The organism is Blautia sp. OF09-25XD (assembly GCF_003482095.1).
GTDB classification, from domain to species: Bacteria; Bacillota; Clostridia; order Lachnospirales; family Lachnospiraceae; genus Fusicatenibacter; species Fusicatenibacter saccharivorans.
This window is the reverse complement of the sequence record NZ_QUMG01000004.1, coordinates 169,116-194,286: the sequence shown is the minus strand read 5'-3', so window position 1 is coordinate 194,286 and position 25,171 is coordinate 169,116. Positions and strand designations below refer to the sequence as shown.

Genomic DNA, 25,171 nt, shown 5'->3' with positions numbered 1-25,171 from the left:
AATCGAAATATAATTATTTGACATTTTAAAGAAAGAAAAACCAGATATAATTCATACAAACAATATTTATGAAATTACACCAATTATATGGAAAACGGCGAAAGAAAATGGAATACATACGGTACACACAATTAGAGATTACTACTTAATGTGCTACAAAACGAATTTATTGAAAAAGAATAATGAAATTTGTAACGCACCTAATATTGGGTGTAGACTATATCAATATATAAATCGAAAGCTTACCAATTATGTGGATGTTTTGACGGCACCATCGAATATGATGATTAAAGAGGTTGAAAAAAGAAGATTTTTTGAAAAATCACAACATAGTGTAGTGTATAATGCGTGTGAGTTTAATAAAGAAAATGTTGCTGTAAATTGTGCAAAAAAGAAAGCAGATAGCACAATCACTTTTGTATATTTAGGTGGATTTCATGAACATAAAGGCATAGATACTCTATTGGAAGCATTTCAAAATCTGGAAAGTTCGAATGCAAGGCTAGTTTTTGCGGGAAAGGGTGAAAAAACGCAGAAAATTGAAGAGGCAGCCATAAAAGATTCTAGAATTTATTATGCCGGTTTTTTAGATGAATCGCAAATTGCAGAATTATTAAATAGATGTGATGTGTTGGTTTGCCCATCGTTGTGGAACGAGCCATTTGGAAGAGTGATTTTAGATGCTTATAAAAGTGGATTGCCAGTTATCGCTAGTAGAATTGGTGCGTTACCGGAAATTGTACAAGAGGGCAAAACAGGTATTCTAGTTAACCCAGGTGTAAGTGATGAACTGAAAAATGCAATGAATTGCTTTCTTGACAATAATGGCTTTTTAGAGGAGTGTAAAAGCAACCTCTTAGCGAAATTATCTGAATTTGAAATAAGAAAGCAAGCAAATACTTTTGAGAAAATATATACTTTAATTTTAAAGGAGAAAGACATTGGATAAGGTTGTGTATTATCCGCTAAATCATAAGAATCCTTATGTGGCTATAGTTACAGAGGCAATAAAGAATGCGGGATATGAAGTATATGATTTGGAAGACATAAAAAAGAATCATAAGCTTGCAAAAGAAATCAAGATAATAAATTTGAATTGGTTTGACTCTATTGGTGATTGCCAATTATGGAAGGCAATCGCTTTACTGATGAGGCAGTTGTTGAGGGTGGCGTATTATAAGTGGTGTGGAATGAAAATAATTTACACGATGCATAATAGGCAAGCTCATGACACAAAGTACAAACGTATAAACTACTTTTTAATGAAATTTTTGTGTAAAAAGGCGGATTATATTGCGGTTTTATGTACTTATTCTAAGAAAATATTGAGAGATTTTTTGTCGAATGAAGATATTGAAAAAAAGGTGCGTGTGATGTATCACCCAAGTTATGAAGGCGCATATTCTGAAAAAAAAATGCCTATTCCAGAATTGCCGAATAGTGTGAAACGTAATATGCACATTTTATTTATGGGAAGTGTAAGACCATATAAAAATATAGAGTTGATTCTTGAAGCAGCAAATAAATTACAAGGAAAGAATATAGAATTTGTAATTGCAGGAAAAGCAAACAATAAAGACTATGAAAAACTGATTCAAGACAAAGTGAATCATCTTTCTAAAGTGACTTTTATTCCGAGGTTTATTGAAGATTCTGAAATGTTTTCCTTTTATGATTGGGCAGATATTGTGCTAATTCCTCTCGATATTAAAAGTAGCTTGAATTCTGGAAGTTCTGTGCTGGCATTTACGATGGGAAAAACGGTTATTATACCTAAGATTGGAACAGTGAGAGATTTTCCTAGAGAATTAATGTTTTCGTATGAATATGAAAATGAATCAGAACATTTAAATGCATTAGTAGATAAAATAAACGAGGCGTTTATGAAGTGGTCAGATAACCCTAAATCTATTGAAAGAATGGGCAGCGAGATTAGAGAGTATTTGAATAATAATTTCTCAAAAGAAAAAACTGAGGAAAGATATCGAAAACTGTATCAGGAGGCTATTAAATGAAAATAATTCAAATTTTAGAGTTTATTTACAGGTGGGGGCTCCAACATCAATTGAATAAAAACGATAATATTTGGAAATTCAAGAATAAAACCTTGCCGCTTTCATCACAAATTGATTGTGAAAATGGGGCTCAATATAAAATTGAAGGAGTAATTTTGAGGGATAGATGTAGTGTAAGAGTCAGAAACGGAGGAATCTTAAATATAGGCAATAATGTTGCGTTTAATAACAATTGCACATTAACATGTAGAGGGAAAATAACAATTGGATCAGATACCAATATTGGACCCAATTGTGCGATTTTTGATCATGACCATGACTATATGTCAAAGAATAGAATGGAAAATTACAAAATTGGTTCTATACTGATAGGGAAAAATGTTTGGATAGGAGCAAATGTTACAATATTAAAAAATAGTGTAATAGGAGATAATTGCGTGATCGGCGCAGGAAGTGTTGTAAAAGGGAAATATCATAGTAACACTTTGGTAGTAGGTAATCCGGCAGTAGAAAAAAAGGTGATATGACGGTGATACATATAATCTTGGAGGTGTTTAGGTGAATAAAACAGTTAAAGTAGATAGTAAAAGTATAGAAGGGATTATATACGTAGCATTCCTGTTGGGATATTTACTGCAAACATCATATTTACCGACACAATTTAGAAGTATACGTGTTATTATGATCTCTTGCTATTGTGTGGGATATCTATTTTGTGCGTTTAAATTATTAACATCTAAATATACTGCCAAGTGTTTTGTGCTTACTCTTATATTTGTTTTGACTGGAATAGCAACACTTATTTCTAATAAGTCTATAGATTATATTATTGCATCAACTATGCTTAATTTTCTCTTAGTGACTATCTGTGTAAAAAGCATTAGCTTTGAGAAAATAATTAGAATTGATTTAATTGCTAAAATTTCTTTTACCTTGATTTTGGTAATACTGTGTTGTTGCAATGTTGTTAAAAATGTAATGACTACTCGCACAAGTGGAGCGGTTAGATATTCAATGGGATTTGCACATCCTAATCGCTTTGGCGCAATGCTTTTTCTAATAGCACTTTACCTTGCCTATGTCAGAAGAGAAAAACTTAACTTGAAAGACATATTTTTTCAACTTTTTATATTTGTAGTAACATATAAGCTAACAGATTCGAGAAGCAGTGAATTGGGAATTGCAATTGTAATAATATTTACGGTATTAAGTTTGTTACATAAGCGCAGAAAAAATAAGAATTTTAGCAAAACGCAAAGATATATAATTGTAATAGTTGCTATATCTATGATAGCAGCAATGTTTTATTTGGCTGCAAACTACGATTCAAACAACTCTAAAATGAGCATACTCAATATGTTATTTAATTCTCGTTTGGAATTAGGGGGATTAACGCTTAAGTATTATAAACCATCGTTGTTTGGTGCGGGAATTCAAACATATGCATGGGAAGATGTTTTATCACAGGGGATGTCGCATGCCTTGGTTGGATCAGATATTCTGTATCTGTATATCTATCTGAATTATGGAATTATCTCATTGTTTATATATTTATATGTAATAGTAGTAGCTATAATTTATGCTGCAAAAAATGATAAATGGGGATGCTTGAGTTTAATTATAATTTTGATGGTTTCGTGTATGGAAAATCAATATCTTCCGGTAGCATCAAATGTGTTCGTTTTGTATTTTGGAATGTATTTGAAAAATCCAAGAATGAAAAGAATACAGGTAGGAGCTAATAATGATTAAGAAATATAGTGATAATAAACTAATTGCACTTAATATGATATGGTCCATGGTGGCAGTTGCTGTGAATTATGCCATAACTTTTTTTATGACATCATATGTTACAAATACCGCTGGAGCAGAGGCTTTTGGTTTTGTGACGTTGTCAAATACGCTTACATCTTATATAGATGTAATTTCAATTGCATTAAACGCCTTTGCGTGCAGATATATATCAATAGCATTTCATAAGGGAAATATTGAGGAGGCAAATAAATATTTTAACTCTGTTATTATTGCAGATACTGTGTTGTCAATCTTTATTATTGCAATTGGAACGCCTACGATATTAAACTTAGAACACATTCTAAATATTTCAAGGGAATTAGTTGTTGATGTAAAAATATTATTTGTATTAACATTGTTTCGATATACTATTACCATTATAGGTACAGCTTTTTCGGTTGGAACGTTTATAACAAATAGAATCAGTCTTTCAGAACGACAGAAAAGTATTAGTTATTTAGTACAAGGTTTTTTTCTGATTTTTTTATTCGCCGTATTTGAGACAAGAATTTGGTATGTTGGAATAGCACTACTGATTGCAAGCGTGTATGTATTTGCAACGAATATACATTATACCAAAGTTCTTACGAGTGAATTAAGATTTAACATTTCAAAATTTGATACTGCCGCTATAAAAAAGCTTATTTCATTGGGGATATGGAATTCAATCAATAATTTTGGTAATATTCTTAATAGCGGATTGGATTTGATTGTAACCAATCTCATGCTTTCTCCGTTTGTGATGGGAGAGATATCGATTGGGAAAAGTTTGGGAACGATTTGTAATACATTATTAGAGTCTGCAACAAATTCATTTAGGCCCAAGCTTCTGCAAATATATGCATCAGGAAATACAGAAACTTTAGTTTCAGAGTTTAAAAAGGCAATGAAAACCACAGGAATGATTTCAAATATAATTTTTACGGGTTTTGTTGTCTGTGGTAGAGATTTGTTCCGTTTATGGCTTCCTACTCAAAATGCAGAGTTTTTATACATAATTGCAATAATAGTTTTGATGAGTGATATTATTATAGGTGTAGTAAAACCACTATATTATGTATTTACACTTACGAAGAAATTAAAGGTTCCATGTTTTATAACAATTGCAACTGGAATAATCAATGTCGTTTCAATGTATATTTTGATTAGATATACAAGCCTTGGTGCATATGCTGTTGTTCTTACAACATTGGTACTTAATTATGTCCATTTTTTTGACACTCCAATTTATGCGGCATATTGTTTAAAAGTAAAGTTGACTACGTTTTACTCCTCAATTATAGAACATTTTTTGACTTGTTTTATTCAAGTCTTTCTAATGTATTGGGCATTTCTTCGATTCCCAAACTGTGATAATTGGTTAACATTTGTATTGAAATGTGTAATGGTAGGCGGAGGAGCAATTGTGCTTAATGCTATAATCATATTTTTAGAAAAGTATTGGAATAGAAGACATGAACAAGCATAGGAAGGAGTAATTATGGTAGATAACAAAAAAAATAAAGAAATAGAATTGCTCCGCTTTTTTGCAACGATTTTGGTGGTTCTTGGTCACAGTGGGTTTTATATTATTACAACATCTGTTAGTTCTATGGGATGTGATTGGACAAAATATATTCTAGATGAAACAATTATTTACAAAATAATAGGATTTGGCACAAGAATTATATATTCGTGCCACATGCAACTTTTTATACTTATATCTGGAATGGTGTTTCAAATTTGCTTGAATGGTGGTAAGTATAAAACCGTTTTAGGATTATTAAAAAATAAAATTCCGAGATTGATCATTCCATATTTTTTAGTGTCTATATTGTATAATATTCCAATATTATGGTGCTCAAATTATTTTGGAGGGAGCGTTTACAATGTGATATTATATCTGATTGGATTTGGAAAGAATCATTTATGGTATTTGGAGGCATTGTTTATTATATTTGTTTTGACTTATGCTTGCAACTCTATTTTGATAGGATTTATGAAAATTCAGAAAAGAACAGCAATTGCTGTAATGATGATTCCAGCAGTGCTTATGTATTTATTGAATGACTATATAAAAATTTATGTGACAGAGATTGCTTATATAGATAGAGTTGCGAAATATTGGATGTGGTTCTTAATAGGTATGTTTTTTGTCGAATTTGAGGATAATATTAAGAGGGCGTTAAAAGACAAGACCATTTTGAAAATTAGCGGAGTCTTTGGCGCATGGATGTTTTCGTTTTTATTAGTAGACAAAGGTAAACGATTTTTTCTTTTTGAAGAACAAATATTTGGAATATTCTTTTGGTATTCTATTTGTTATTGGATTATCAATCGGTTCCCTAAGGTACTAAATAATAGAATTTTGAAATTGATAAACATGTATTCTATGGATATTTATTTATATGGAGTTCCGGTAAACTATATAATAATGACTATGCTAATACATATAGACGATGCTACACATATGAATAATATAACTAGCTTGTTTCTATATGTACTCCGAATTTTTATGCAAATAATTGTAGGCATTGCAATTCCAAGTATATTGAAGAAGTTAAAATACTGTAAGCAATCAATAAACGTTCGTCAGACCTAACAGAATCGTGGTGAATGGCGGTAAGTCCTGCATGGCGGGTTTTGTACTGAAGAACACTCTGTCTGATAACGGTGGTGTGACTCGTGGTATCTGCAAGATGGATGAGAATGGAAACCTGACTGAGGTTGTGGAAACCAAGAACATCGTGAAAAGTAAAGATGGAGCAGAAGCAGACGGCGTGACTGTTGATGTGAATTCTCTGGTTTCCATGAACATGTGGGGATTGACTCCGGAATTTTTAGATGTACTGGAAGAAGGCTTCGAGGAGTTCTTCGAGAAAGAAGTACCGGGTAATCCTCAGAAAGCCGAGTATCTGATCCCTATCTTCATTGGAGAATTACTGGAGCAGGGCAAGATGTCTGTGAAGGTTTTGAAAACCAACGACACCTGGTACGGAATGACCTACCACGAAGATGTCGCAGCCGTAAAGGACAGCTTCAAAAAAAGGTTGGCGGATGGCGTATACAAGGCTGACCTGTTCAGTGATCTGTAAAACGTGATGAATGGAATAGTTAGTTTACTCGGAAAGATCCTCACAAACATCCTGACTGCTCTGTATGAGCCGTTTGGATTTTCACTTCTGCTTTCATTCTTTACCATGTTCTTCTATCTATATGCTTATGAACCTTCCGCAGCAGGCAAAGGCTGGAAGAATGCCATAGTGACATGGTATCAGAAGTTCAAAGAGAGCGTGTTCTTTCGGAAGTTGTTCTTACTGGCCTTTGTGACATCAATGATTTTGTTTAGGACGTTACTAAACCGTAATCTATGGCTAAATCCTTTATCCGATGTTATGGGAGGTTGGGGAATCTGGGAGACAAAGAATGGTGAACAGGTTCTGACCACTGAGTGCATCGAGAATGTGATTATGATGGTACCGTTTTCAGCAGTAGTGGCGTGGACATTCGAAGAAAAGATAGGAAACGGCTGGAAGAAGATACTGTGGCAATGCGGAAAGATAGCGATTATTTTTTCGATAAGCATCGAGATGCTGCAATTATTACTTCGCTTGGGTACATTCCAGCTATCAGACATCTTCTACAACACAGTTGGCGGAGTAGTAGGTGGTTTGGTGTACTATGCGGTGATGAAGGTAAGAAAGTGTCTGTAAAACTGGATGAAATTGTGATATACTGGGAGCGGTAGCTCCCTACGCTGCTCGAATAATATCACACACCTCTCCGTGGTGGGCAGCAGGCAACGATCTATTATGATCGGCGAAGATGTGAGAAAAGAAAAATAATATTAGAAAGAAGGCTTAGACAGTGTCAAATGGATATAACGCAAAGACGGCTTTTATTAATAGTTTGCAGTCTGAAAAAATATCAGAAAACCTGAATGTCATTTTACAAAATACAGAAGCGCAAGATGATTTTTGGAATCTGTGTAAGTCGTATGCTGAAATTGGTTTGAATGCACCAAAATATCGAACGCCAGGAACTTGTGATGTACAAGGTGTGTTTCAATACGCAGATATTGATACTGCAAAAGATAACACAGTGGAGTTTATTCAAAAATATAATATTGATGATGTGGATGAGTTTTTTGATCTTGTAGAAAAAATGTATATCCATGCAGTTGAATTCAACGATAATAGACATAGAGGACTGGTTAAGCCAGAGCCGACATCAATGAGTGGTTTTGCTGGAAAATACTATAATTTTGCAGAAATGCCGGATGATGTATTTGAAGAATTGAAGAAAAATAGCTTGGATAAATTGAACATTTGATTTTAGAACTGACTATTCTAAATAGAAAGAAGGACACACCTATGCCCAGAACGAAAGGCAGCAAAAACCGTCCCAAAATCAATACTACCAAAGACTACGCATCCCAGATTGCAGAGAAGCAGGAGACTATTGCGTCTCTGAATACCGAGATCGCATCCATCCAGAAAGCGATTGAGGAGCAGAAGAACACATTGAAAGAGAAGAAGTCTGCTCTGAAGAAGGTCGAAAAAGAAGTGGCATCCCTGGAAGTGAAGAAGGCAAGGGCAGATGCTAAGGCCGCTGAAGAAGCTAAGAAGCTGAAGCCGAGAGTGTGGTTAAGAAGCTACTGGCCAGCGGGATGAGTGCAGACGAGATTCTGGAAAAGCTGAAATAAAAATATGAGCCGTGTGCGGAACACAGGCTCCTCCGGGAGCTGAGGCGCACACGGTATATTTTGAGAGTTGATATATAGTTTATAACGAAAATAAAATGAGATAGAAGAAATGGAGTGTGAGCAAAATGAACTTATCCAAAATACATCACATTGCAATCATCGTGTCTGATTACGAAGCTGCCAAGGATTTTTATGTAAACAAATTGGGCTTCTCTGTTATTAGGGAAAACTATCGCCCGGAGCGTAAGGACTGGAAGCTGGATCTTCGTGTTAATGAACACACGGAACTGGAGATTTTCGCTGAGGAAAATCCTCCGAAGCGTGTGAACCGCCCGGAAGCCTGTGGGCTACGCCATCTTGAGTTCTGCGTGGATAGCGTGGAGCAGACGGTGAATGAGCTGGCGGAGGTAGGGATTGAATGTGAGCCAATCCGCGTGGATGATTACACCGGCAAGAAGATGACTTTCTTCCATGACCCGGATGGACTGCCGCTGGAGCTGCATGAGTAATTATGGGAGAGAAAAGAGCGTATAAGCCCCGGAAGCCTGGTGGCGGTCGGAAGAAGTTGAAGCCAGACTACGATGCCGGGAAGAATCTGAAAGAGCAGATGGAAAGTGCTGTGGCGCTTTATGATTCTGAGATGTCCTTGCAGGCCATCGGCGATGCCCTGAACCTAAATCCTATCAAAGTCCGGAAGCTCCTCATCACAGCCGGTGTGTATGAATCAGATGTGGCAGAGAAAGTAAAAAACACTTTTGAAGAATACCGTGAAACACAAGACTACAAAACCTCCATCATCTCAACCGCAAAGGCGCTTAACCTTTCCAAAGCCTCCGTTACTTCGTACCTGCCTTATCAGAAAGGTGTGTACTTCCCAAGTACAGCAGAAAAGGAGAAGATCAGTGTTGGAGCAGAGCGGCAACGGAGATACAGAGCGATGAAGCGGTGGAGGGCATATCCGACAGAAGAAAACTTCTGGGGTGTGGTTATGGCTTATGCTGGTGTGAAATTCAAAACTTACTCAGGGTTGCCATTCTCTTACGAAATTAAAAAAGGCAGGAACGGCGAGTATACAAAAGAGCTGTGGATCGACCGCCGGGAGAAGAGTAAAAGTCTGGCGTGGAGCTCTATAGTTTTGGCTCTGGGAAATATAAAAGAAGAAGTAGTTGACCGTCCGAAAGCTCTGGGCGATATCCGGGGCGTGACTTACATCTACGGGATGTTCTATCGGTTTGGACTGATTGATGTGCCAGATGAAGTGAAAGAAAAGATGGGGCGCCCGAAAAAACGCAAAAAATAGGTTGCTATGTGCAAAAGTCTACGGTAATATGTGCCGTAACTGAGGAAGTGAATCTCAGTTGGGAAGGATGGTAGCATTATAGAAAAATTGAAGGAAATGCTGGAGGAGTATTTGAGGAAAACGGAGCCGGAGTATTATCTGCCGGTGGAGAACCTGCTTGATCTGATCTACGAGCATTACACGGAGAACAACCCAGTAGAGAAAAACACAGTTGCCGGGAAAGCAGCAAAAGCCAAAGAAAAGGAACTGGAAGAGTGGCTACGAGAGCTGGATGGTATGGAAAGGCTGGTTGAAGACTACGGCGGCCAGATTCCGCTCTGGGAAAAGATCATGGACCGACAGGGGAGCGTGTGCTGTGTGTGGGAAAAGACAGCTTTCGAGGAGGGGCTGAAAGTCGGGATAAGGCTTATGAGTGAAGTATATAGTTTGTAACGGAAAACTGTCTCACTACGAGATGTTGCACACAGTGGAGGTGTACTCATAATTATTGCTTGACATCATACATCTTTGGATGTGCCATCAAAGCAATAGGAGGTATGAGTATGAAGCAGATCAAAGGTTTTACAAAAGAGTACTATATCGAAAAATGCAAGGACGATGGCGGTGTGCCGATCCTGTATTCTAATATGCAGGAAGCAGTGAAAGCATTATGCGAGTATTCAAGAACCAGGGAATATGATGACTTTAAGTTATCAGAGGAAAAAGCAGAAGCAGGAATCAAGAGGAGCTCTAACGGTGATTGGATTTTGATGGATGATGGTTCTGTTCTATGGCGTAGCTATCCGAAGATTGAGGAAGAACACGCCAAGAGTGGAAATGTGAAGCTGCGGGTTTGTAGAAAGAAAGCGGGATTGTCTCAGTCGCAGCTTGCAGAAAAAGCCGGAATCAGTGTCCGGGTTTACCAGAATTACGAACAGGGTGTGCGCGATATTGAAAAAGCGCAGCTTTCAGTTCTTCTCAAAATCTGTATTGCACTGGACTGTAGAATGTCAGATATCTTTATGGATGAAGAAATGGTAAAGCTGGTCAAGAAATACCACAAATAAAAAAATGCCTCACTGTGAGATATTGCACACAGTGGGGCAGTCAATCATTCGTTATCCTCTGCTCGTATTCTGAGCAGTTCCTCTATTTCATATTTTGTTGCCAGTCGTACAGCTGGCTTTTCATCGTGTTCCACTGCACCACAGTCCGGGCAGCGGTCAGGAAGTGACTCGCTTTCAAAGCAGTAATGGCAGGCATCACAATAATAAAAGTTCAATCCATTGTCACCTCGCCTTCGTTGCAGTTCTTCATGGAATCCTTCAAAAAATCATTGTGGAGTTCAGGAAGAAACGGAAGCTGGTATCCCTTGTCTGCGAGGATGTTCAGCTTGAAATCCACGAAATGTTTCTCGATAGAGTTCATCCGGGCAATTTCATCCAGCGTGACCAACCCAGAGTGTGCGTACTGGAACTCCTGCAAAAGCTCCTGATATTTTATGGCGCGGTAAGCAGAGGAGCAGCGGGAAGGCAGATTTGCCTCCAGCTGTTTCTGGTCGGCAGCATATTCGTAGTAGCCGATCGGTTCCAGAACAGCATCGTCTGCCAGCAGCAGTTCGGCAGCAAAAGTATTGGCGCGCCGTTCTGCCTTTGAATTATCCAGACTATAAAAATAGGTGTCTTGAAATGCCTGACCGGAGCTGGCGTGTTTCCGGTCAAAGAGGGCGTGTCCCAGTTCATGAGCCATTGCGGATACACGCTGGGCATTCGTACAATTTGAATTGATGCCGATGTACTCACAGTTCAGCAGAACTGTGTAGTAACCAAAGTTTACACTAGAGATATTTTCCAGCGTGACTAAGCAGGGATAAAGAAGATTAGAGGAGAGTGTCAGATGAAAGATAATAAAAATATAAAGGTATGCTTGGTGGGTTCATCTGGCGGTCATTTAACCCACCTTTATATGTTAAAACCGTTTTGGAAAGATAAGAATCATTTTTGGGTTACATTTGATAAAGAGGATATGGAAAGCAAAATTCCACATATATTTTGGATGTTTTTACAGCTTTGTTTGGAATTGCTATATGTGGAAGTAAGTCTGGCTTGATGTTGGCTATTTTGCTTCTTTTGTTATGTAATATAGGATTGAAAAAAGCTAAATATATGATAGCAATCCTTGTGTTATTTTTGGGACTGTATATAACAGGCACGTTCGATTTAATTATATCACGTATTATGGATGGGCTTGCAGCGGGTGATTTGTCAACCGCAAGAAATTCATCACTCGAAACCTTAATGTTAAAGGGTATTGTCGATTTCAAAATGATGGAAGGACATGCTTTTAAATACGGTGATGTAGCAATGGTTGCGGCACTGGAATATCCATTTTTACAATGGTCATTCGTTTGTGGAATTGTATTTACAGTTGTTCAATATTTGATGTATTTTATCAAACCGGGAGTACAAGTACTGTTATCAAAAAAATGGAGTGTATTTATATGCATGCTTGTTTTAATGGCATTTTATAATGGAAATAACGGAATTGTATCATTTAATGATGACTTGTTGATTTATAGTCTAAATGTATGGCTAATTACGCAGGTGGCAGGTAGAAGAGATGAAGGATAGAAGAAAATGCAAAAAAAAATTAAAGTAATGCATATGATTTGGTCAATGGGAGATGGGGGAGCTCAGCAGGTAGTAATTAATTACCTGAGAGACTTCAATAATGATCCAGATATTGAAATCAAGTTATATGTATATACAAAACCAACAACTTCGAAGTATGATCAAGAGATTAAAAGAGAGGGGTACAATGTTGTTTATTTGAATAATCCAATAACAAAATTACAGATTCCATATATCAAAAGATTTTTCCAGAGACCAGTTTCAAAAAAAGTATGGGATCAAGTAATTAAAGATTATAACCCCGATGTTGTACATGTGCATATTTCAGCACTCCTTGGTGTAACGATGCCAGGAATTATAAAAAATAAAGTTCCAGTTCGATTTGATACATTGCATAGCAGTCCATATCGTTATACAGGAAAAATTAAAAAAATTATTTCAAATGCTTTTCAATGTCAAAATGTAATCCCTATTTGTGTCACAGAGGCACAGGTAGAAGAAGCAAAAGAATGGTATGGTATTACAAAGTATGAAGTTGTTCGTAATGGTATAGACATAGAACAAATCAGGAGAAAATGCTGCTCTAAACATGAAGGAAGAGAAGTATTTGGTCTAGAAGATAATTTATTTGTCATAATTGGAGTAGGAAGATTAAACTCGATCAAGAAATTTGACCTACTGCTAGAAGCTTTTGCGAAAGTTCACCAAGTACAATCTGAATCGATTCTAATAATTGCTGGAGATGGTGAAGAAAAAGATAGGCTTATTCATTTAGCAAAGAAACTTGGCGTAGAAAAATCTGTTAGATTTCTTGGTAACATCGCTGATGTAACAAAACTTTATTGTGCGGCTGATGTTTTGGCAGTTACATCTGATACAGAATCCTCATCATTGGTAGCAATTGAAGCGCAGGCATGTGGAACGAGGTGTGTTTTGTCTGCTGGTGTTCCAAAAGAAAGTGTTCTTTTGCAGCAGACACAAAAGCTGGGGAAAAATGCTACTTCGGAGACATGGTGTAATGCGTTACTGAACGATTCTTATAAAAATACGGCGGTAGCTCCATTGAAGATTATGAAGTGCATAATATGAGTAAAAAAATGAAGGAAATATATTTAAAGTATTATTCGGCGTATGAGGAGAAGCGAGATGTCGATACAAAGTAAAGAAGATTTATTATATTATTTGGAACAAGACCGTATTGCATTAAAGCGCCCAGCTGGTTTTGTGTTGCAAAAAGACAATATTTGGAAATTTGAAATTTTGCTCAGAAAGGCAGAGTACTATTGCAACTGTATGCCGGGCAAGTTGAAAAAGATTAGTTCTATTTATAAAAGAAGGCTATACAGATTGGTTGCAAAATGTGGAGGATTTTCCATTCCAATCAATTGTTTTGGACCTGGATTGTCAATTGCTCATTGTGGAGCTATTGTGGTAAACGATACGGCAAGAATTGGAAAAAATTGTCGTATTCATGAGGGCGTGACCATTGGAGCAACAGGAAAAAATGGACAGGCTGCAATTATTGGTGACAACTGTTTCCTTGCTACTGGTGCAAAAGTAATTGGAGCTGTGCATCTTGGAAATGATATTGCTGTGAGTGCTAATGCAGTGGTTACAAAATCTTTCTCGGAAGATAAAATCACCTTAGGGAGGGTGCCTGCAAAGAAAATAAGCAATCATTCATCGAGAGATTTCCTTGCAGACGGTTTGTTTGAAAATTAGTTTGAAAGGAGAACTAGCATGGTGAAAAAATTTATTATTACAATTGATACAGAAGGCGATGGGCAGTGGAATCCGGATGCGCCTTGTTCAACAGAGAATGCACGGTTTATCCCGCGATTTCAGGAACTTGCGGAGAAATTCGGATTTAAGCCCACATGGTTAACAAACTATGAAATGGCAGAAGATCCATTTTACATAGAATACATGACAGACTGTTTGAGAAGGGATACCTGTGAAATTGGAATGCATCTTCATGCATGGAATAATCCACCAGAGTATCCATTGAAAAAAGTAAATGATCAGAGGGATTATTTATTTGAGTATCCGGAAAACATTATGGACGAAAAGATTCGTGTTATTACCGAAAAATTGGAAAACACTTTTTCTACTAAGATGCTTTCACATAGAAGTGGACGTTGGTCAACGGATGACACCTATTTCAAATTATTAAAGAAGTAGCTCTGGCTGTAGTATTCGATCACTTTACAGGTGGCAGGAATGAATTCCAGTTCCCGGCGGACATATTCCTCGCCGATCAGGACCATCTGCGTACCACATACCGGACAGATCTGATCCTCTTCCGGAAGTGGGACCACTACTTTTTCAACTTTCAGGCCTTTGAAGAGTTCCTCATGTGCTGCCTTCTTTTTACGGGTATGCTCCCGGATTACCGTTTCGCCTTCCAACAGGGATGGATCCTGTTCCACTTCTGCTTCATCGAAGAGATTCTGCTGTCCCGGAATATCATCAGATCTTCTCTCGCTGGAGGGACCAAAGAGTTTTTTTGTCAGATAATCTACCTGTTCCTGAAGAGCTTTCTCATGACTGGTTTTTTCGTCAATAATAAGACGGAGAGCTTTGATCAGTTCCGTCTGCTCCGCTATCATTGTTTTCAGTTGTGATACGGTATCTTTCAGCTCTCGAAGCTGGATATCTTTTGCACTGGAAGCCATCGTTTCTCTCCTCGGATTTGATTCCTTTATTATACCAGAAAGGGGGCTTTTACTAAAGGAAAACAACGCCTGAAAAATGCCGGATTTACAAGGGATTTCCGGATTTTTCCATGCAGGATTTCTGCCAGGATCCACGAGCTTTTTATTCTGCTTTGAGGGCTTTTGGCTGGTCAATATCAATCCCGGACATCAGCCAGTCAAACTCCCGCCAGGAAAGATTCCGGACCTCTGACTGCTTTCTGGGCCATTGATAACCGCCGCGGACAGACAATCGCTTATAGATCAGAACGAAGCCATCCGGTTCGCGGAACAAGGCTTTGATCCTGTCCCGTCTTCTTCCACAGAAAAGGAAGAGAGCACTGGACGACGGATCCATCTTAAGCTGGTCTTCGATAACGGTGCAGAGTCCGTCAATAGATTTCCTCATATCCGTGTAGCCACAGACAATGTAGATCTTCTCAAGTCCGGAAATATCACCTAACATGAAAACTCCTGAAGCATGCGAAAAGTCCTGGTGAGCAGAACAGGATCCGCATCATTGTTGATGCGGACTGTGATATCCTTCATAGAAACTTCAATCGTATGTGAATTGTCAAGGTTCGAATTTAGCATCTGCGATGCGGTATGCTGTTCCGGAATGTGATCCGGAACAATGTCAATGGGAACCACGTCCTGTTTCGGGCGTGGAACCTCAAGATGGCCATAATTCGCCGCTGGGATCTGATCCGCTGCTGTTTTCCGACAACGGCTGACCCATTTGTAAAAGGTGCTTACTGCAATGTCGTTTTCACGACATCAGTCAGCATCTGTCATGCCGCTCTGACGGCATTCATTGATAAGTCTGATCTGTTCCACCATCGGAACGCGGGTCTTGCGAGTACCTGCCATAACCTATCCTCCATAATTGTAGTGAAATAATCTAAGTATCTATCAGCTGCAATTATAGGGGAAATCTAAGGATTTGAAAATCCGCAGGAATACTTGGCGCTTACCGTACAAAGAGCTGGCAAGTCAGTCGGACTTCGATCGATTCTAAAGGTTCGACTTATTTTACTTGACTTTGCAGACTATCTGATTTATTATACTCGTAAAGAAGTAACTTACGAGTTACTAACTCACGAGTATAATTATTGGAGGTGAGCAGATGAGTCAATTCTATTGCCGTGAGGATGAGCTGCGGAAACTGAATAAACGGTATGCAGGTGATAAGTTTGAGTGCATTGTCATCTACGGCAGACGGCGTGTTGGTAAAACGGCACTGATCAACGAGTTCTGCAAAGATAAGCCTACCATTTTCTTTTCTGCATTGAACACGACAGGAAAGGAAAATCTGGAAGCTCTCTCAAAGTCGATTATGAGTTTTGAGCGGCCGGATATGGAGTCTGCACCGGAGTTCAGGTCCTATGATGCAGCTTTGGATGAGTTGACAGCACTTTCAAAGGAAAAGAGGATTGTCTTTGTCATTGATGAGTATCCTTATCTTGCAAAAGCAAAACCAGCTATTTCAGCGATGCTGCAGCACATCATCGACCACAAATGGACAGAGTCCAAGATGTACCTGATTCTTTGCGGCTCCTCTATGAGCTTCATGGAGAGTCAGGTGCTTGGAAAGGAAAGTCCGTTGTATGGCAGACGTACTGGCCAGTTTAAGATTGAGCCGCTAGACTATAAAGAAACCGCTGTGTTCCACCCAAATCTGTCTGCAGAAGACAATTCCCTGATTTATGGGATCACGGGAGGAGTTCCCCACTATATCAATAAGTTGGATGTGCGAGATAGTGTGGATGAAGCTCTGTTGGATAATTTCTTTGACCGCTCCAGCTATCTGTATGAGGAACCGGGGAACTTACTGAAGCAGGAACTCCGGGAGCCGGCCATTTATAATGCAATCATTAAAGCGATTGCAGAAGGTGCTTCCCGAATGAACGATATCAAGATGAAGGTCGGCGAGGAAAACTCGGTCGTATCGAAGTACCTGAAAACGCTGATCGACCTTGGCATTGCGAAGAAAGAAACACCGATTACAGAAAAACCGGGTAAGAAAACCATCTATCTGCTGGCTGATAACTTCTTCCGTTTCTGGTATCGGTTTGTGCCAATCAATATGAGTGCCATTGACTCTGGCAGAATTGCAAAGACCTATCCACACGCTGTAAAGCAGTATCTTCCTGATTACATGGGTCTAATTTATGAGAAGATGTGTCAGGATTACCTGCTCTATTATTCGGATAGCTTTCCTATTGAGCTGAGTGAAATCGGCCAGTGGTGGGGGACAGACCCGAAGAAGAAAAAGCAGATACAGATTGATATCGTCGGAACTCCTGTTGAGGGCAAAGACTATATCATCGGTTCATGCAAATACCGGAATGAGAAAATCGGTGTGGATGAACTCGATTTGATTCGGGATTATGCCTCAGTTTTTGGAAAGGGCAACAACTATCACTACTATATCTTCTCGAAAGGCGGATTCACAGATGGACTTCTTCAGGCACAAGAGCGAGGTGAAGTTCGGCTGATAACGCTGGAAGACCTTTACAAGTAAAAATTCTAATCAACCCTGCTGGTGAAAGCTGGCAGGACATTTTTATACCCATTTTTAGTCTGTCTGCTCCGTGCAGATGGGCTTTTTTCATGCCGGCAAGGAGTGGTTACGCAAATGGCCTCCAGAATCCAGGGCATCACCGTTGAGATCGGCGGCGATACCACAAAGCTCTCCAAAGCACTGGAATGGTGCTAGAATATAAATAGTACAAAGGTTATGCAGGTCTGGTGGTTTATGCTGATGATTTTGTAGTGACATTCCAATATAAATCAGATGCAGAATGGTTCTATGAACACTTGAAACATAGAATGGAATACTTTGGATTAAGCCTTGAGGAAGAAAAGAGTCGTCTGATAGAGTTTGGGCGTTATGCGAAGGCAAGATGCCAGAAACTCGGAAAGAAGCCAGAGACCTTTACCTTTCTGGGTTTTACACACTACTGTTCCCAGAGCAGGAATGGTAGATTCAGGGTAAAGAGGAAAACCAGTAAGAAGAAATTTGCAAAGAAATGCAGAGAGATCAATCTGCTGTTAGCGAGAATGAGGACACACAGTCTGAAGGAGATTATAACAAAACTCAATCAGATACTGACTGGTTATTACCATTACTATGGAATCACTGACAATTCAAAGAGTATAACAGCATTCCGATATAATATTATGAAAAGCCTGTTTTATTGTTTGAATCGGAGAAGCCAGAAGAAAAGCTATAACTGGATAAGATTTCTCAATATGATGAATAACAGCTATCCGCTGGTAAGACCTCGGATCTATGTCAGTGTATATGAATGATAACGTGAACAATTCGTTTCGCAAAGAGCCGGATGCGGAAAAGCCGCACGTCCGGATCTGTGAGGGGCGCACGATCGTAAGGGGTGCGTCTACTCGACCCCTTGCGATTTTCTTAAAGAAAAAGGATCAGAAATAAAAGAATCCTGAAGTGCCAGCTTCAGGATTCTCAAGTCCGTTAAGGTGGACTATTCCGTTTGGGCTAGTGCTGTCTGTCATTTCTGTCTAACCACTTGCAAATATAGTAGCCAACTATAGATGCCAATACAGAAATAAGAAAAGCAATTATGTATTCCAAATAAGTCACCTCCCTCCGCTGGAAAGAGTCGACAGCAGATCCATGATAGCATAAAAATATATTTTGAGCAATTCATATTTTCAAGTTGATTTTAAAAGAAAAACGTGTTAGTATATGAATAGCTAAGAAAAGCAATTATATTTTCAAGTAAGCCAGAAAAATCTAGAGTGCCAGCTCTAGATTTTTTGCTATCCACTGAATATCATCGACTGGCTTTTGGGATGATGTCACTGTGTAAAAACTACCTCAAAGATCGTTCCGCCGGACGGGCTGGACTGAACGGTTATTCTGCCGTCATGTACGCGCACGATTTCACGAACCAGGGCCAGCCCAAGGCCTACTCCGCCAAGCTGGCGGCTTCTGGATTTATCTACGCGGAAGAATGGTTCAAATATGCGTTCTTTTAATTCAGCCGGGATTCCGCTTCCGGTATCTTCTACGGACAGGCAGATGTTTTTTCCACTCCGATATGCGGTTACGGTAACCTGTCCGCCGAAATGGTTGTATTTGATTGCATTCTCAACAAGATTGTATACCATCCGGTAAATCAAAATGTCACTTCCGACCATCGTGGTATCTTTACAGTTCCCGATCAGTTTTATCTCCTTTTCCTGGGCAAGCGGTTCCAGATCCACCAGTACTTCATCGACGAGGGCGTCAACGGCAATGGTTTCATCCCTGCTTACTGTTTGAAGCTCACTCATATCGAGCAGTGTCTTGACCAGTTTGCTGAGTCGGCCGTTTTGCTCCGTCACCATTTTCAGTGTTTGTAAGGTGTCGGCGTCATTGCCCGGATGCGGGGTGGAATGGTATAAATCGAGCTGTACCTGCATGACGGACAATGGGGTTCGAAGCTCGTGTGCTGCATTTGCCGTAAACTGTCTCTGGATTTCAAAAGCCTCTGCAAGACGTTCCAGCATCTTGTTATACGAAATACGAAGCTGGTCCAGTTCTTTTACTTTGTTTTCTTCAATTCGCGAATCGGCCAGATTCTGTGCCTGCACCTCCTCAATTTTTTCAGAGAACTCACGAATGGGCCGAAGTGCATGGCCACTGATAAAATAGGTAGCTACACCGCCAAGAAGGGCCAATAAGGCGGAAAGGATCAGGCTGTTTCTTTTGTAGTCTGCTTTATTGTTGTACACCTGAACAGAGAAATCCTTGGCAAATTCATCCCACTTGTCCTCCGGAATGCTGATATAGATTTGATCGGAACCGTCTGCGGTACCGTCTCCGCCCTGATCTCCGGCATCATCGCCCCGGGCATCTACGGTCTCCTGCAGGGAATCGATATAATAAATTCCGTTTTTATAGACAAGCAGGGTCAGACATCCACAGATGACCGCAATATACAGGGTAATGATACAGGTAAGTCTCCACTGCAGTGATATTTTTTTCATCGGTCGGACTCCTCTCGTATTTGATATCCTTCGCCTACTTTATTTAAAATCGGATCGTATCCAAGTACCGCCCTGAGCTTTCGGCGAAGCGAAGACATATGGACGCGGATGGATCCGCTGAAGCTGTCCACGGAGGCATCCCAGACATGCTCGATCAATTCTTCCTGACTTACCGGTCTGCCAAGGTGAAGAAGCAGATATTCCAAAATGCCGTTTTCTTTTCTTGTCAGGGGAACCAGGGTTCCGTTGGCATAGGCCTCTCGTTTGATGGTATCGAATTTGATCCCGCCACTTTCCAGACAGACATCCTTTTGTACAAATTTTCTTCTCGTCAGACTGCGGATCCGCGCTTCCAGCTCCTGCAGATGGAACGGCTTTTCCATATAATCATTTGCCCCGGCATCGAGTCCTTCTACTTTGTCTGCAATCTGTCCTCTTGCAGATAAGATCAGCACCTTCGTTTCTTCGTTTTCCTTTCGGAGCTCTTTTAGAAGATCCATTCCGTCCATGCCGGGCAGATTGAGATCCAGGACAATCAGATCATAATTTTCTGCCAGGATGCATTCCAGAGCCTCTGCCCCATCATAGCAGGTATCTACCTCGTACCCGGCGGCGTACAGACTTCTGGCAACTGTGTCACACATTTGTTTCTCATCTTCCACGATTAATAATCTCAAAATTTTTTTCACCTGCCCATTTCTTAACAATGATTTTACAACAGCTATTGTATAATATCAGAGTCAGCTGGTCAATCAATAAAATCAAAGGAGCAACCACATTTTGAAATGCAGAAAAATATCTCAAATTGTTCTAGTTATCACAGGCATAGCGATGATGGGCTATGGCGCCGTCAGAGGGGAAGCGGCTGCTGTGCTTGGGAAAGCAATTAAATTATGTCTGGAGTGTGTCGGAATTGGATAAGAAAAAGAAGTTACGATCAAAGAAAATAGCCGGAATACGCGGGTGGATCCAGGCAGCGGCCACACTGCTTACCAATCCTCATATCCCCAATTTTTTTCAGGGCAAAATATATCAGGGCAAAGCGAAAACGGTATGCGTACCGGGACTAAACTGTTATTCCTGTCCTGCCGCGACGGGAGCGTGCCCCATCGGAGCCTTTCAGGCGGTTGTCGGATCATCCAAATTTAAGTTTTCCTACTACATAACCGGGTTCCTGATTTTACTCGGCGTGACACTGGGAAGATTCATCTGTGGTTTTTTGTGCCCGTTTGGATGGTTTCAGGATTTGCTTCACAAAATCCCCGGAAAGAAATTCTCTACGGCCAGACTGAAGCCGCTGCGGTATCTGAAATATATCATCCTTGTTGTTTTTGTGATTCTTCTGCCGATGTTTGCAACGAATTCGATCGGGATGGGAGATCCGTTCTTCTGCAAATATATTTGTCCGCAGGGCGTTCTGGAGGGGGCGATCCCGCTTTCCATCGGAAATGCCGCAATCCGGTCTGCACTGGGCAAGCTGTTTTCGTTTAAATTCGGTATTCTGATTACGGTTGTCGTGCTCAGCATCTTGTTTTACAGACCCTTCTGCAAATGGATCTGTCCTCTTGGGGCAATCTATTCCTTATTTAATAAGGTAAGCTTTTTACATATCACGATTGAAAACAGCAAATGTGTCGGATGCAATCAGTGTTCCAGGGCATGTAAAATGGATATCGACGTGTGCCGGACTCCCAATCATCCGGAATGCATCCGATGCGGAGCCTGCATCAAGGCCTGCCCGAAGGATGCGATCCACTATCAGTTTCTGGGAAAAACGTGTCAGAAAAAGGACACCGGAGATCAACAGTCAGAGATCAGAAACCATTGATCAGCAGCAGATCACGAAGCATCGAAGGATGATATTGAATTCTTGTTTTTTACATTATACTATCTTAAAAGGAGCCATAATTTATGAAAACCAAAAGAACTTTTATCCCTGTTTTTACACTCAGCGTAGCATTATTACTTACCGCATGCAACGGAAAAGAGGCTGCAGACACAAAGAAAACGCAGACAACCCAGACGGAATCCGGCACAGAAGCTGTTACGGGATCTGTTGCGGAATCCGGAACCGAAACGGCAGGGGCTTCCGGCACAAAGCTGGACGATTTATATCAGCAGGAGAACCAGATTTTTTCAGATCATGCGGACGTATGGAACAAGGTGTTTGGCATGATGAATAAAAGCACGGCTGATCCGAGCGGAAATTATGGGGATTATCTGGCAGACACGGTTGAAGCCAACAAGGACTCTTTTTCTGAGGACGAGCTGAATACACTGACGGATGATATTGCAACGATACGAAAAATTGAGGAACAGATAGCGGAAATGGAAAACGGCAGTACAGCATCGGAAGATACCGACGCGAAAAACGATTCCGAAGAGGCGTCTCCGTTCCGGGATTTCTCGGGTCAGGATTATGATGGCAACACAGTTGACGAAAGTCTGTTTTCCCAAAATGCGGTAACGGTCGTGAATTTCTGGTTTACCGGCTGCAAGCCTTGTGTTGCTGAGTTATCCAAGCTGAACGAATTAAACGATGCAATCAAATCCATGGGAGGCGAGGTTGTAGGCATCAACACAGAAACCTTTGACGGAAATCAGGATGCGATCAAAGAAGCAGCAGCGGTTCTCGAAAGCCAGGGTGCGAAATACCGCAATCTTTCCATTGATTCTGCTTCCGCGGCAGGAAAGTATGCTTCCGATATTATGGCATTTCCTACCACAATCTTGGTCGATCGAAATGGAAATATTGTGGGAGAACCGATGCTTGGCGGAATTGACAATCAGGAGAATTATGATACGCTGATGAAACAGATCCAGTCTGTGATAGATGCAGACAGCGCGAAGTAAGACGAGAACTGCGGCAGCCAAAGGAAGCAAGCGATACCGCAAAGTGGGGCTTGCGGATTGCGGAAGTGATTTAGGGCTTGACATTATAGGAAGGGAGTGCGAAAAAGCAAAGTTACGTTTTTTCGCACTCCCTTTTCATAACAGGATTTTTTTCAAATACATTTACAAGACGAGGTAGCAGGCAAAGGAAAAAGGAACGTTTCATTTTCCATTTTGTTATGAATGGATAGTCCGTTCTGAATCCGCAGGTTTCATGGAGAGCGTCAGTGATTTCCTGACGTTCATATACCGGCATGAAACCCTGTTCTTCTATATCCGCAAATTTTATGTCTTTTAAAGTGTGAAGTAATTGTTCTGTGGTATAAGTCCCTTTCAAGGAGCGGTTTAATAACCGGATGAAAAATATTGCGGTGGCTCCTGTTATTCTGGAAGATGGAAGGCTGTCCTTTTGTGTTCCGGGGGATGATGGTCCTCCGTGGTCCGTGGTGTGGAACCTGACTGGAAAGATTGTTTTGGACGGGGATGATTATATTTACGAAAGCATCGGTCACCTGGTTGGCTGGTGCTTTTTTCGTGGGGAAATGGAGGTGGCGGGATGACGTATGAGTCGGGTCGAAGGAGATTGTGAAGGGTTCCGGATATATTTCCAGGCAGTGCTGGAAGAAAAGGCGAACCATATTTATAAATAACCACATTGGGGTCAGACCCCATTACTGTTGTGGGAAACTTTTGGGCGGTTCCTGTTTTTGGGCTTGAAATTCGAAAAATCTTTATACAATCTTAATGCCATGGAAAAGGTATTTATACGTTTTTAAAACGGAAGTCTCTAAAATAAGGAGGAATCAAAAAGAAGGAGTAAAAAGAGAAATGTGGAGTATAAAACTGCGATACAGGAAACAATGGTCGTCGTTTGAAATTATCATTCTTGGATTTGCGGGGGTAATTCTGGCAGGAGCACTGCTTTTGATGCTTCCTGTGGCTTCGCGGGAAGGAAATGTAACGCCATTTACAGAAACACTGTTTACTGCAACATCAGCCGCCTGTGTGACAGGACTGGCAGTCAGAGATACAGGAAGCTACTGGTCCGTCTTTGGACAGAGCGTGATTTTGCTGCTCATTCAGATCGGCGGTCTTGGTGTGGTTACGATCGCTGTTTCGATTGCGATGCTTTCCGGGAGAAAAATTTCCCTGATGCAGCGAAGCACGATGCAGGATGCGATTTCTGCCCCGAAGGTGGGCGGAATTGTGCGCCTGACGCGTTTTATCCTCAAAGGAACCTTTGGAATTGAACTGTTGGGGGCGTTGTTTCTTCTGCCTGTTTTTTTACGGGATTACGGCGGAAAAGGAATCTGGATGGCGTTGTTTCATTCTGTATCCGCATTCTGCAATGCAGGATTTGATCTTCTTGGAAAAACGGATCATCTGTATCCGTCCCTGACTTCTTATGTGGGAAATCCACTGGTTAATCTTACGATTATGGGGCTGATTGTAACAGGTGGAATCGGATTTCTGACCTGGGATGATATCTATACAAAAAAATACCATTTTCGTCAGTACTGCATGCAAAGCAAGGTGATCCTGCTTACAAGTCTGTTTCTGATTTTTGTTCCGGCGGCCTTCTTTTTCTTCCGGGATTTCGCCGGAATGCCGGTCAAGGAGCGGACGCTCTGCGCATTGTTTCAGTCCGTGACAACAAGAACGGCCGGATTTAATACGGCAGATCTTTCCGGGATGACAGGTGCTTCCCAGGCGATTATGATTGTTCTGATGATGATTGGCGGAGCACCGGGATCAACGGCTGGCGGAATGAAAATTACCACATTTGCCGTGCTGACAGCTAATGCGTCTGCTACGTTCCGTCAGAGAGAGGACACACAGATGTTTGGACGCAGGGTGGGCCAGGAGGTATTAAAAAATGCATCTACGATTCTGATGATGTATCTTTTTCTGGTGCTGATGGGAGGAATGGTGATCAGTGTGGCAGAAAATCTGCCGATTTCTGAGTGTCTGTTTGAGACAGCATCTGCTGTTGGAACGGTTGGCCTGACGCTTGGAATTACGCCGCAGCTCGGTGTTCTTTCGAAAGGAATTCTGATCGCACTGATGTTTCTTGGAAGGGTTGGCGGTCTGACGCTTGTTTATGCTGCGATGCCGGGGAGAAAGAGCGCACATGCAAAAATGCCGCTGGAAAAAATAAATGTAGGATAAGAAGA

At 40.5% G+C, this 25,171-nt stretch carries 31 protein-coding genes and 2 pseudogenes; 26 read left to right on the top strand and 7 right to left on the bottom strand.

The window, feature by feature from the left end; translation table 11 throughout:
• The first annotated feature begins 22 nt into the window (after positions 1-22).
• The 14 genes and pseudogenes from DXA93_RS05450 (at position 23) to DXA93_RS18320 (ending at position 10,839) form a co-directional block, all read left to right on the top strand.
• A complete protein-coding gene (locus DXA93_RS05450; RefSeq protein WP_256372637.1) occupies positions 23-949 on the top strand; it encodes a glycosyltransferase in 927 nt (308 codons plus the stop codon).
• Positions 942-2,015 (top strand): glycosyltransferase family 4 protein, encoded by a 1,074-nt coding sequence (locus DXA93_RS05445; protein WP_119207841.1) that lies wholly within the window; start codon positions 942-944, stop codon positions 2,013-2,015. The genes DXA93_RS05450 and DXA93_RS05445 overlap by 8 nt, the downstream gene beginning before the upstream one ends.
• Positions 2,012-2,542, top strand: a complete 531-nt coding sequence (locus DXA93_RS05440) for an acyltransferase (protein ID WP_119207840.1) — start codon at positions 2,012-2,014, stop codon at positions 2,540-2,542. Before DXA93_RS05445 ends, DXA93_RS05440 begins: the two co-directional genes overlap by 4 nt.
• A 31-nt stretch (positions 2,543-2,573) precedes the next feature.
• Complete coding sequence (locus tag DXA93_RS05435) at positions 2,574-3,767, top strand: O-antigen ligase family protein (protein ID WP_119207839.1); 1,194 nt, start codon at positions 2,574-2,576, stop codon at positions 3,765-3,767.
• Positions 3,760-5,277: an oligosaccharide flippase family protein gene (locus DXA93_RS05430; RefSeq protein WP_119207838.1), complete on the top strand. Its 1,518-nt coding sequence runs from the start codon at positions 3,760-3,762 to the stop codon at positions 5,275-5,277. The genes DXA93_RS05435 and DXA93_RS05430 overlap by 8 nt, the downstream gene beginning before the upstream one ends.
• Positions 5,278-5,289: 12 nt before the next feature.
• On the top strand, positions 5,290-6,390 hold the full coding sequence (locus DXA93_RS05425) for an acyltransferase family protein (RefSeq protein WP_119207837.1): 1,101 nt from the start codon (positions 5,290-5,292) through the stop codon (positions 6,388-6,390).
• Between the two features lie 7 nt (positions 6,391-6,397).
• Positions 6,398-6,883 (top strand): annotated as a pseudogene (locus DXA93_RS05420) (nucleotidyltransferase); the annotation flags it as partial.
• Between the two features lie 6 nt (positions 6,884-6,889).
• A complete protein-coding gene (locus DXA93_RS05415; RefSeq protein WP_119207836.1) occupies positions 6,890-7,501 on the top strand; it encodes a VanZ family protein in 612 nt (203 codons plus the stop codon).
• 154 nt (positions 7,502-7,655) lie between these two features.
• Positions 7,656-8,120, top strand: coding sequence for a hypothetical protein (locus DXA93_RS05410; RefSeq protein ID WP_119207835.1), 465 nt, complete (start codon positions 7,656-7,658; stop codon positions 8,118-8,120).
• Positions 8,121-8,161: 41 nt separating this feature from the next.
• Entirely contained in the window at positions 8,162-8,461 is a 300-nt protein-coding gene (locus DXA93_RS05405) for a hypothetical protein (RefSeq protein WP_243109157.1), read from the top strand.
• Positions 8,462-8,618: 157 nt separating this feature from the next.
• A complete protein-coding gene (gloA2, locus tag DXA93_RS05400; RefSeq protein WP_119207834.1) occupies positions 8,619-9,002 on the top strand; it encodes an SMU1112c/YaeR family gloxylase I-like metalloprotein in 384 nt (127 codons plus the stop codon).
• 2 nt (positions 9,003-9,004) lie between these two features.
• The gene (locus DXA93_RS18325) at positions 9,005-9,793 is read left to right on the top strand and encodes a hypothetical protein (protein ID WP_243109156.1); all 789 of its coding nucleotides are present in this window, start codon (positions 9,005-9,007) and stop codon (positions 9,791-9,793) included.
• Between the two features lie 111 nt (positions 9,794-9,904).
• On the top strand, positions 9,905-10,225 hold the full coding sequence (locus tag DXA93_RS05390) for a hypothetical protein (protein WP_147399522.1): 321 nt from the start codon (positions 9,905-9,907) through the stop codon (positions 10,223-10,225).
• A 110-nt stretch (positions 10,226-10,335) separates the two neighbouring features.
• Positions 10,336-10,839, top strand: a complete 504-nt coding sequence (locus DXA93_RS18320; protein ID WP_243109155.1) for a helix-turn-helix domain-containing protein — start codon at positions 10,336-10,338, stop codon at positions 10,837-10,839.
• Between the two features lie 44 nt (positions 10,840-10,883).
• Here DXA93_RS18320 and DXA93_RS17940 read toward each other — a convergent pair whose 3' ends face one another.
• Positions 10,884-11,054 (bottom strand): hypothetical protein, encoded by a 171-nt coding sequence (locus DXA93_RS17940; protein ID WP_199709552.1) that lies wholly within the window; start codon positions 11,052-11,054, stop codon positions 10,884-10,886.
• A complete protein-coding gene (locus DXA93_RS05380) occupies positions 11,051-11,566 on the bottom strand; it encodes an ImmA/IrrE family metallo-endopeptidase (RefSeq protein ID WP_256372636.1) in 516 nt (171 codons plus the stop codon). The genes DXA93_RS17940 and DXA93_RS05380 overlap by 4 nt, the downstream gene beginning before the upstream one ends.
• A 102-nt stretch (positions 11,567-11,668) precedes the next feature.
• Between DXA93_RS05380 and DXA93_RS19545 the strand changes: the two genes are divergently transcribed.
• From DXA93_RS19545 to DXA93_RS05355, 5 genes are read left to right on the top strand one after another with little or no spacing between them, the layout of a single operon-like run.
• Entirely contained in the window at positions 11,669-11,881 is a 213-nt protein-coding gene (locus tag DXA93_RS19545; RefSeq protein WP_330427268.1) for a hypothetical protein, read from the top strand.
• Positions 11,878-12,402, top strand: a complete 525-nt coding sequence (locus DXA93_RS05370; RefSeq protein WP_147399520.1) for a hypothetical protein — start codon at positions 11,878-11,880, stop codon at positions 12,400-12,402. The genes DXA93_RS19545 and DXA93_RS05370 overlap by 4 nt, the downstream gene beginning before the upstream one ends.
• A gap of 6 nt (positions 12,403-12,408) precedes the next feature.
• Positions 12,409-13,491 (top strand): glycosyltransferase, encoded by a 1,083-nt coding sequence (locus DXA93_RS05365; RefSeq protein WP_119207830.1) that lies wholly within the window; start codon positions 12,409-12,411, stop codon positions 13,489-13,491.
• A 57-nt stretch (positions 13,492-13,548) separates the two neighbouring features.
• The gene (locus DXA93_RS05360; protein ID WP_117804579.1) at positions 13,549-14,124 is read left to right on the top strand and encodes a serine acetyltransferase; all 576 of its coding nucleotides are present in this window, start codon (positions 13,549-13,551) and stop codon (positions 14,122-14,124) included.
• Between the two features lie 18 nt (positions 14,125-14,142).
• A complete protein-coding gene (locus tag DXA93_RS05355) occupies positions 14,143-14,583 on the top strand; it encodes a hypothetical protein (RefSeq protein WP_119207829.1) in 441 nt (146 codons plus the stop codon).
• Here DXA93_RS05355 and DXA93_RS05350 read toward each other — a convergent pair.
• Entirely contained in the window at positions 14,559-15,077 is a 519-nt protein-coding gene (locus tag DXA93_RS05350) for an IS66 family transposase zinc-finger binding domain-containing protein (protein ID WP_243109153.1), read from the bottom strand. The two genes, DXA93_RS05355 and DXA93_RS05350, sit on opposite strands and share 25 nt — an antisense overlap.
• A gap of 142 nt (positions 15,078-15,219) precedes the next feature.
• Positions 15,220-15,561 (bottom strand): IS66 family insertion sequence element accessory protein TnpB, encoded by a 342-nt coding sequence (gene tnpB / locus DXA93_RS05345; protein WP_117805438.1) that lies wholly within the window; start codon positions 15,559-15,561, stop codon positions 15,220-15,222.
• Positions 15,562-16,221: 660 nt separating this feature from the next.
• Between tnpB and DXA93_RS05335 the strand changes: the two genes are divergently transcribed.
• Together DXA93_RS05335 and DXA93_RS05330 are read left to right on the top strand one after the other, a co-directional pair.
• Positions 16,222-17,619, top strand: a complete 1,398-nt coding sequence (locus DXA93_RS05335) for an ATP-binding protein (RefSeq protein ID WP_119207828.1) — start codon at positions 16,222-16,224, stop codon at positions 17,617-17,619.
• Between the two features lie 227 nt (positions 17,620-17,846).
• On the top strand, positions 17,847-18,410 hold the full coding sequence (locus tag DXA93_RS05330) for a group II intron maturase-specific domain-containing protein (RefSeq protein WP_117813574.1): 564 nt from the start codon (positions 17,847-17,849) through the stop codon (positions 18,408-18,410).
• 522 nt (positions 18,411-18,932) lie between these two features.
• Here the strand turns inward: DXA93_RS05330 and DXA93_RS05325 are convergent.
• Both DXA93_RS05325 and DXA93_RS05320 read right to left on the bottom strand, forming a co-directional pair.
• Positions 18,933-20,105 carry a sensor histidine kinase gene (locus DXA93_RS05325; RefSeq protein WP_119207827.1) on the bottom strand — a complete coding sequence of 391 codons (1,173 nt, stop codon included), beginning with the start codon at positions 20,103-20,105 and terminating at the stop codon, positions 18,933-18,935.
• The gene (locus DXA93_RS05320) at positions 20,102-20,749 is read right to left on the bottom strand and encodes a response regulator transcription factor (protein WP_243105462.1); all 648 of its coding nucleotides are present in this window, start codon (positions 20,747-20,749) and stop codon (positions 20,102-20,104) included. The genes DXA93_RS05325 and DXA93_RS05320 overlap by 4 nt, the downstream gene beginning before the upstream one ends.
• 133 nt (positions 20,750-20,882) lie before the next feature.
• Here DXA93_RS05320 and DXA93_RS20510 point away from each other — a divergent pair, with 133 nt between their 5' ends.
• The 3 genes from DXA93_RS20510 (at position 20,883) to DXA93_RS05305 (ending at position 22,958) form a co-directional block, all read left to right on the top strand.
• Positions 20,883-21,026, top strand: coding sequence for a CD1871A family CXXC motif-containing protein (locus DXA93_RS20510; RefSeq protein WP_055218540.1), 144 nt, complete (start codon positions 20,883-20,885; stop codon positions 21,024-21,026).
• Positions 21,019-21,933, top strand: coding sequence for a 4Fe-4S binding protein (locus DXA93_RS05310; RefSeq protein WP_119207826.1), 915 nt, complete (start codon positions 21,019-21,021; stop codon positions 21,931-21,933). The genes DXA93_RS20510 and DXA93_RS05310 overlap by 8 nt, the downstream gene beginning before the upstream one ends.
• An 83-nt stretch (positions 21,934-22,016) precedes the next feature.
• The gene (locus tag DXA93_RS05305) at positions 22,017-22,958 is read left to right on the top strand and encodes a TlpA disulfide reductase family protein (RefSeq protein ID WP_119207825.1); all 942 of its coding nucleotides are present in this window, start codon (positions 22,017-22,019) and stop codon (positions 22,956-22,958) included.
• 112 nt (positions 22,959-23,070) lie between these two features.
• On the opposite strand, the pseudogene DXA93_RS20840 reads toward DXA93_RS05305, so the two are convergent.
• Positions 23,071-23,358, bottom strand: a pseudogene (locus DXA93_RS20840) (hypothetical protein); the annotation flags it as partial.
• Between DXA93_RS20840 and DXA93_RS05295 the strand changes: the two are divergent.
• Positions 23,354-23,557, top strand: coding sequence for a hypothetical protein (locus tag DXA93_RS05295; protein WP_119207824.1), 204 nt, complete (start codon positions 23,354-23,356; stop codon positions 23,555-23,557). The pseudogene DXA93_RS20840 and the gene DXA93_RS05295 sit on opposite strands and share 5 nt — an antisense overlap.
• Positions 23,558-23,825: 268 nt before the next feature.
• A complete protein-coding gene (locus DXA93_RS05290; protein ID WP_117804786.1) occupies positions 23,826-25,166 on the top strand; it encodes a TrkH family potassium uptake protein in 1,341 nt (446 codons plus the stop codon).
• Positions 25,167-25,171: the final 5 nt, after the last annotated feature.

Excerpts from the sequence above, each read along its gene's own strand:
- DXA93_RS05355 (WP_119207829.1), top strand. The coding sequence starts at position 14,143 with ATGGTGAAAAAATTTATTATTACAATTGATACAGAAGGCGATGGGCAG.
- DXA93_RS18325 (WP_243109156.1), top strand. The coding sequence starts at position 9,005 with ATGGGAGAGAAAAGAGCGTATAAGCCCCGGAAGCCTGGTGGCGGTCGG.
- DXA93_RS05405 (WP_243109157.1), top strand. The coding sequence starts at position 8,162 with ATGCCCAGAACGAAAGGCAGCAAAAACCGTCCCAAAATCAATACTACC.
- DXA93_RS19545 (WP_330427268.1), top strand. The coding sequence starts at position 11,669 with ATGAAAGATAATAAAAATATAAAGGTATGCTTGGTGGGTTCATCTGGC.
- DXA93_RS05430 (WP_119207838.1), top strand. The coding sequence starts at position 3,760 with ATGATTAAGAAATATAGTGATAATAAACTAATTGCACTTAATATGATA.
- DXA93_RS05335 (WP_119207828.1), top strand. The coding sequence starts at position 16,222 with ATGAGTCAATTCTATTGCCGTGAGGATGAGCTGCGGAAACTGAATAAA.
- DXA93_RS05290 (WP_117804786.1), top strand. The coding sequence starts at position 23,826 with ATGTGGAGTATAAAACTGCGATACAGGAAACAATGGTCGTCGTTTGAA.
- DXA93_RS18320 (WP_243109155.1), top strand. The coding sequence starts at position 10,336 with ATGAAGCAGATCAAAGGTTTTACAAAAGAGTACTATATCGAAAAATGC.
- DXA93_RS05360 (WP_117804579.1), top strand. The coding sequence starts at position 13,549 with ATGTCGATACAAAGTAAAGAAGATTTATTATATTATTTGGAACAAGAC.
- gloA2 (WP_119207834.1), top strand. The coding sequence starts at position 8,619 with ATGAACTTATCCAAAATACATCACATTGCAATCATCGTGTCTGATTAC.
- tnpB (WP_117805438.1), bottom strand. The coding sequence starts at position 15,561 with ATGTTAGGTGATATTTCCGGACTTGAGAAGATCTACATTGTCTGTGGC.
- DXA93_RS05295 (WP_119207824.1), top strand. The coding sequence starts at position 23,354 with ATGAAAAATATTGCGGTGGCTCCTGTTATTCTGGAAGATGGAAGGCTG.
- DXA93_RS05440 (WP_119207840.1), top strand. The coding sequence starts at position 2,012 with ATGAAAATAATTCAAATTTTAGAGTTTATTTACAGGTGGGGGCTCCAA.
- DXA93_RS05325 (WP_119207827.1), bottom strand. The coding sequence starts at position 20,105 with ATGAAAAAAATATCACTGCAGTGGAGACTTACCTGTATCATTACCCTG.
- DXA93_RS05350 (WP_243109153.1), bottom strand. The coding sequence starts at position 15,077 with ATGGCTTCCAGTGCAAAAGATATCCAGCTTCGAGAGCTGAAAGATACC.
- DXA93_RS05415 (WP_119207836.1), top strand. The coding sequence starts at position 6,890 with ATGAATGGAATAGTTAGTTTACTCGGAAAGATCCTCACAAACATCCTG.
- DXA93_RS05365 (WP_119207830.1), top strand. The coding sequence starts at position 12,409 with ATGCAAAAAAAAATTAAAGTAATGCATATGATTTGGTCAATGGGAGAT.
- DXA93_RS05305 (WP_119207825.1), top strand. The coding sequence starts at position 22,017 with ATGAAAACCAAAAGAACTTTTATCCCTGTTTTTACACTCAGCGTAGCA.
- DXA93_RS05320 (WP_243105462.1), bottom strand. The coding sequence starts at position 20,749 with ATGTGTGACACAGTTGCCAGAAGTCTGTACGCCGCCGGGTACGAGGTA.
- DXA93_RS05425 (WP_119207837.1), top strand. The coding sequence starts at position 5,290 with ATGGTAGATAACAAAAAAAATAAAGAAATAGAATTGCTCCGCTTTTTT.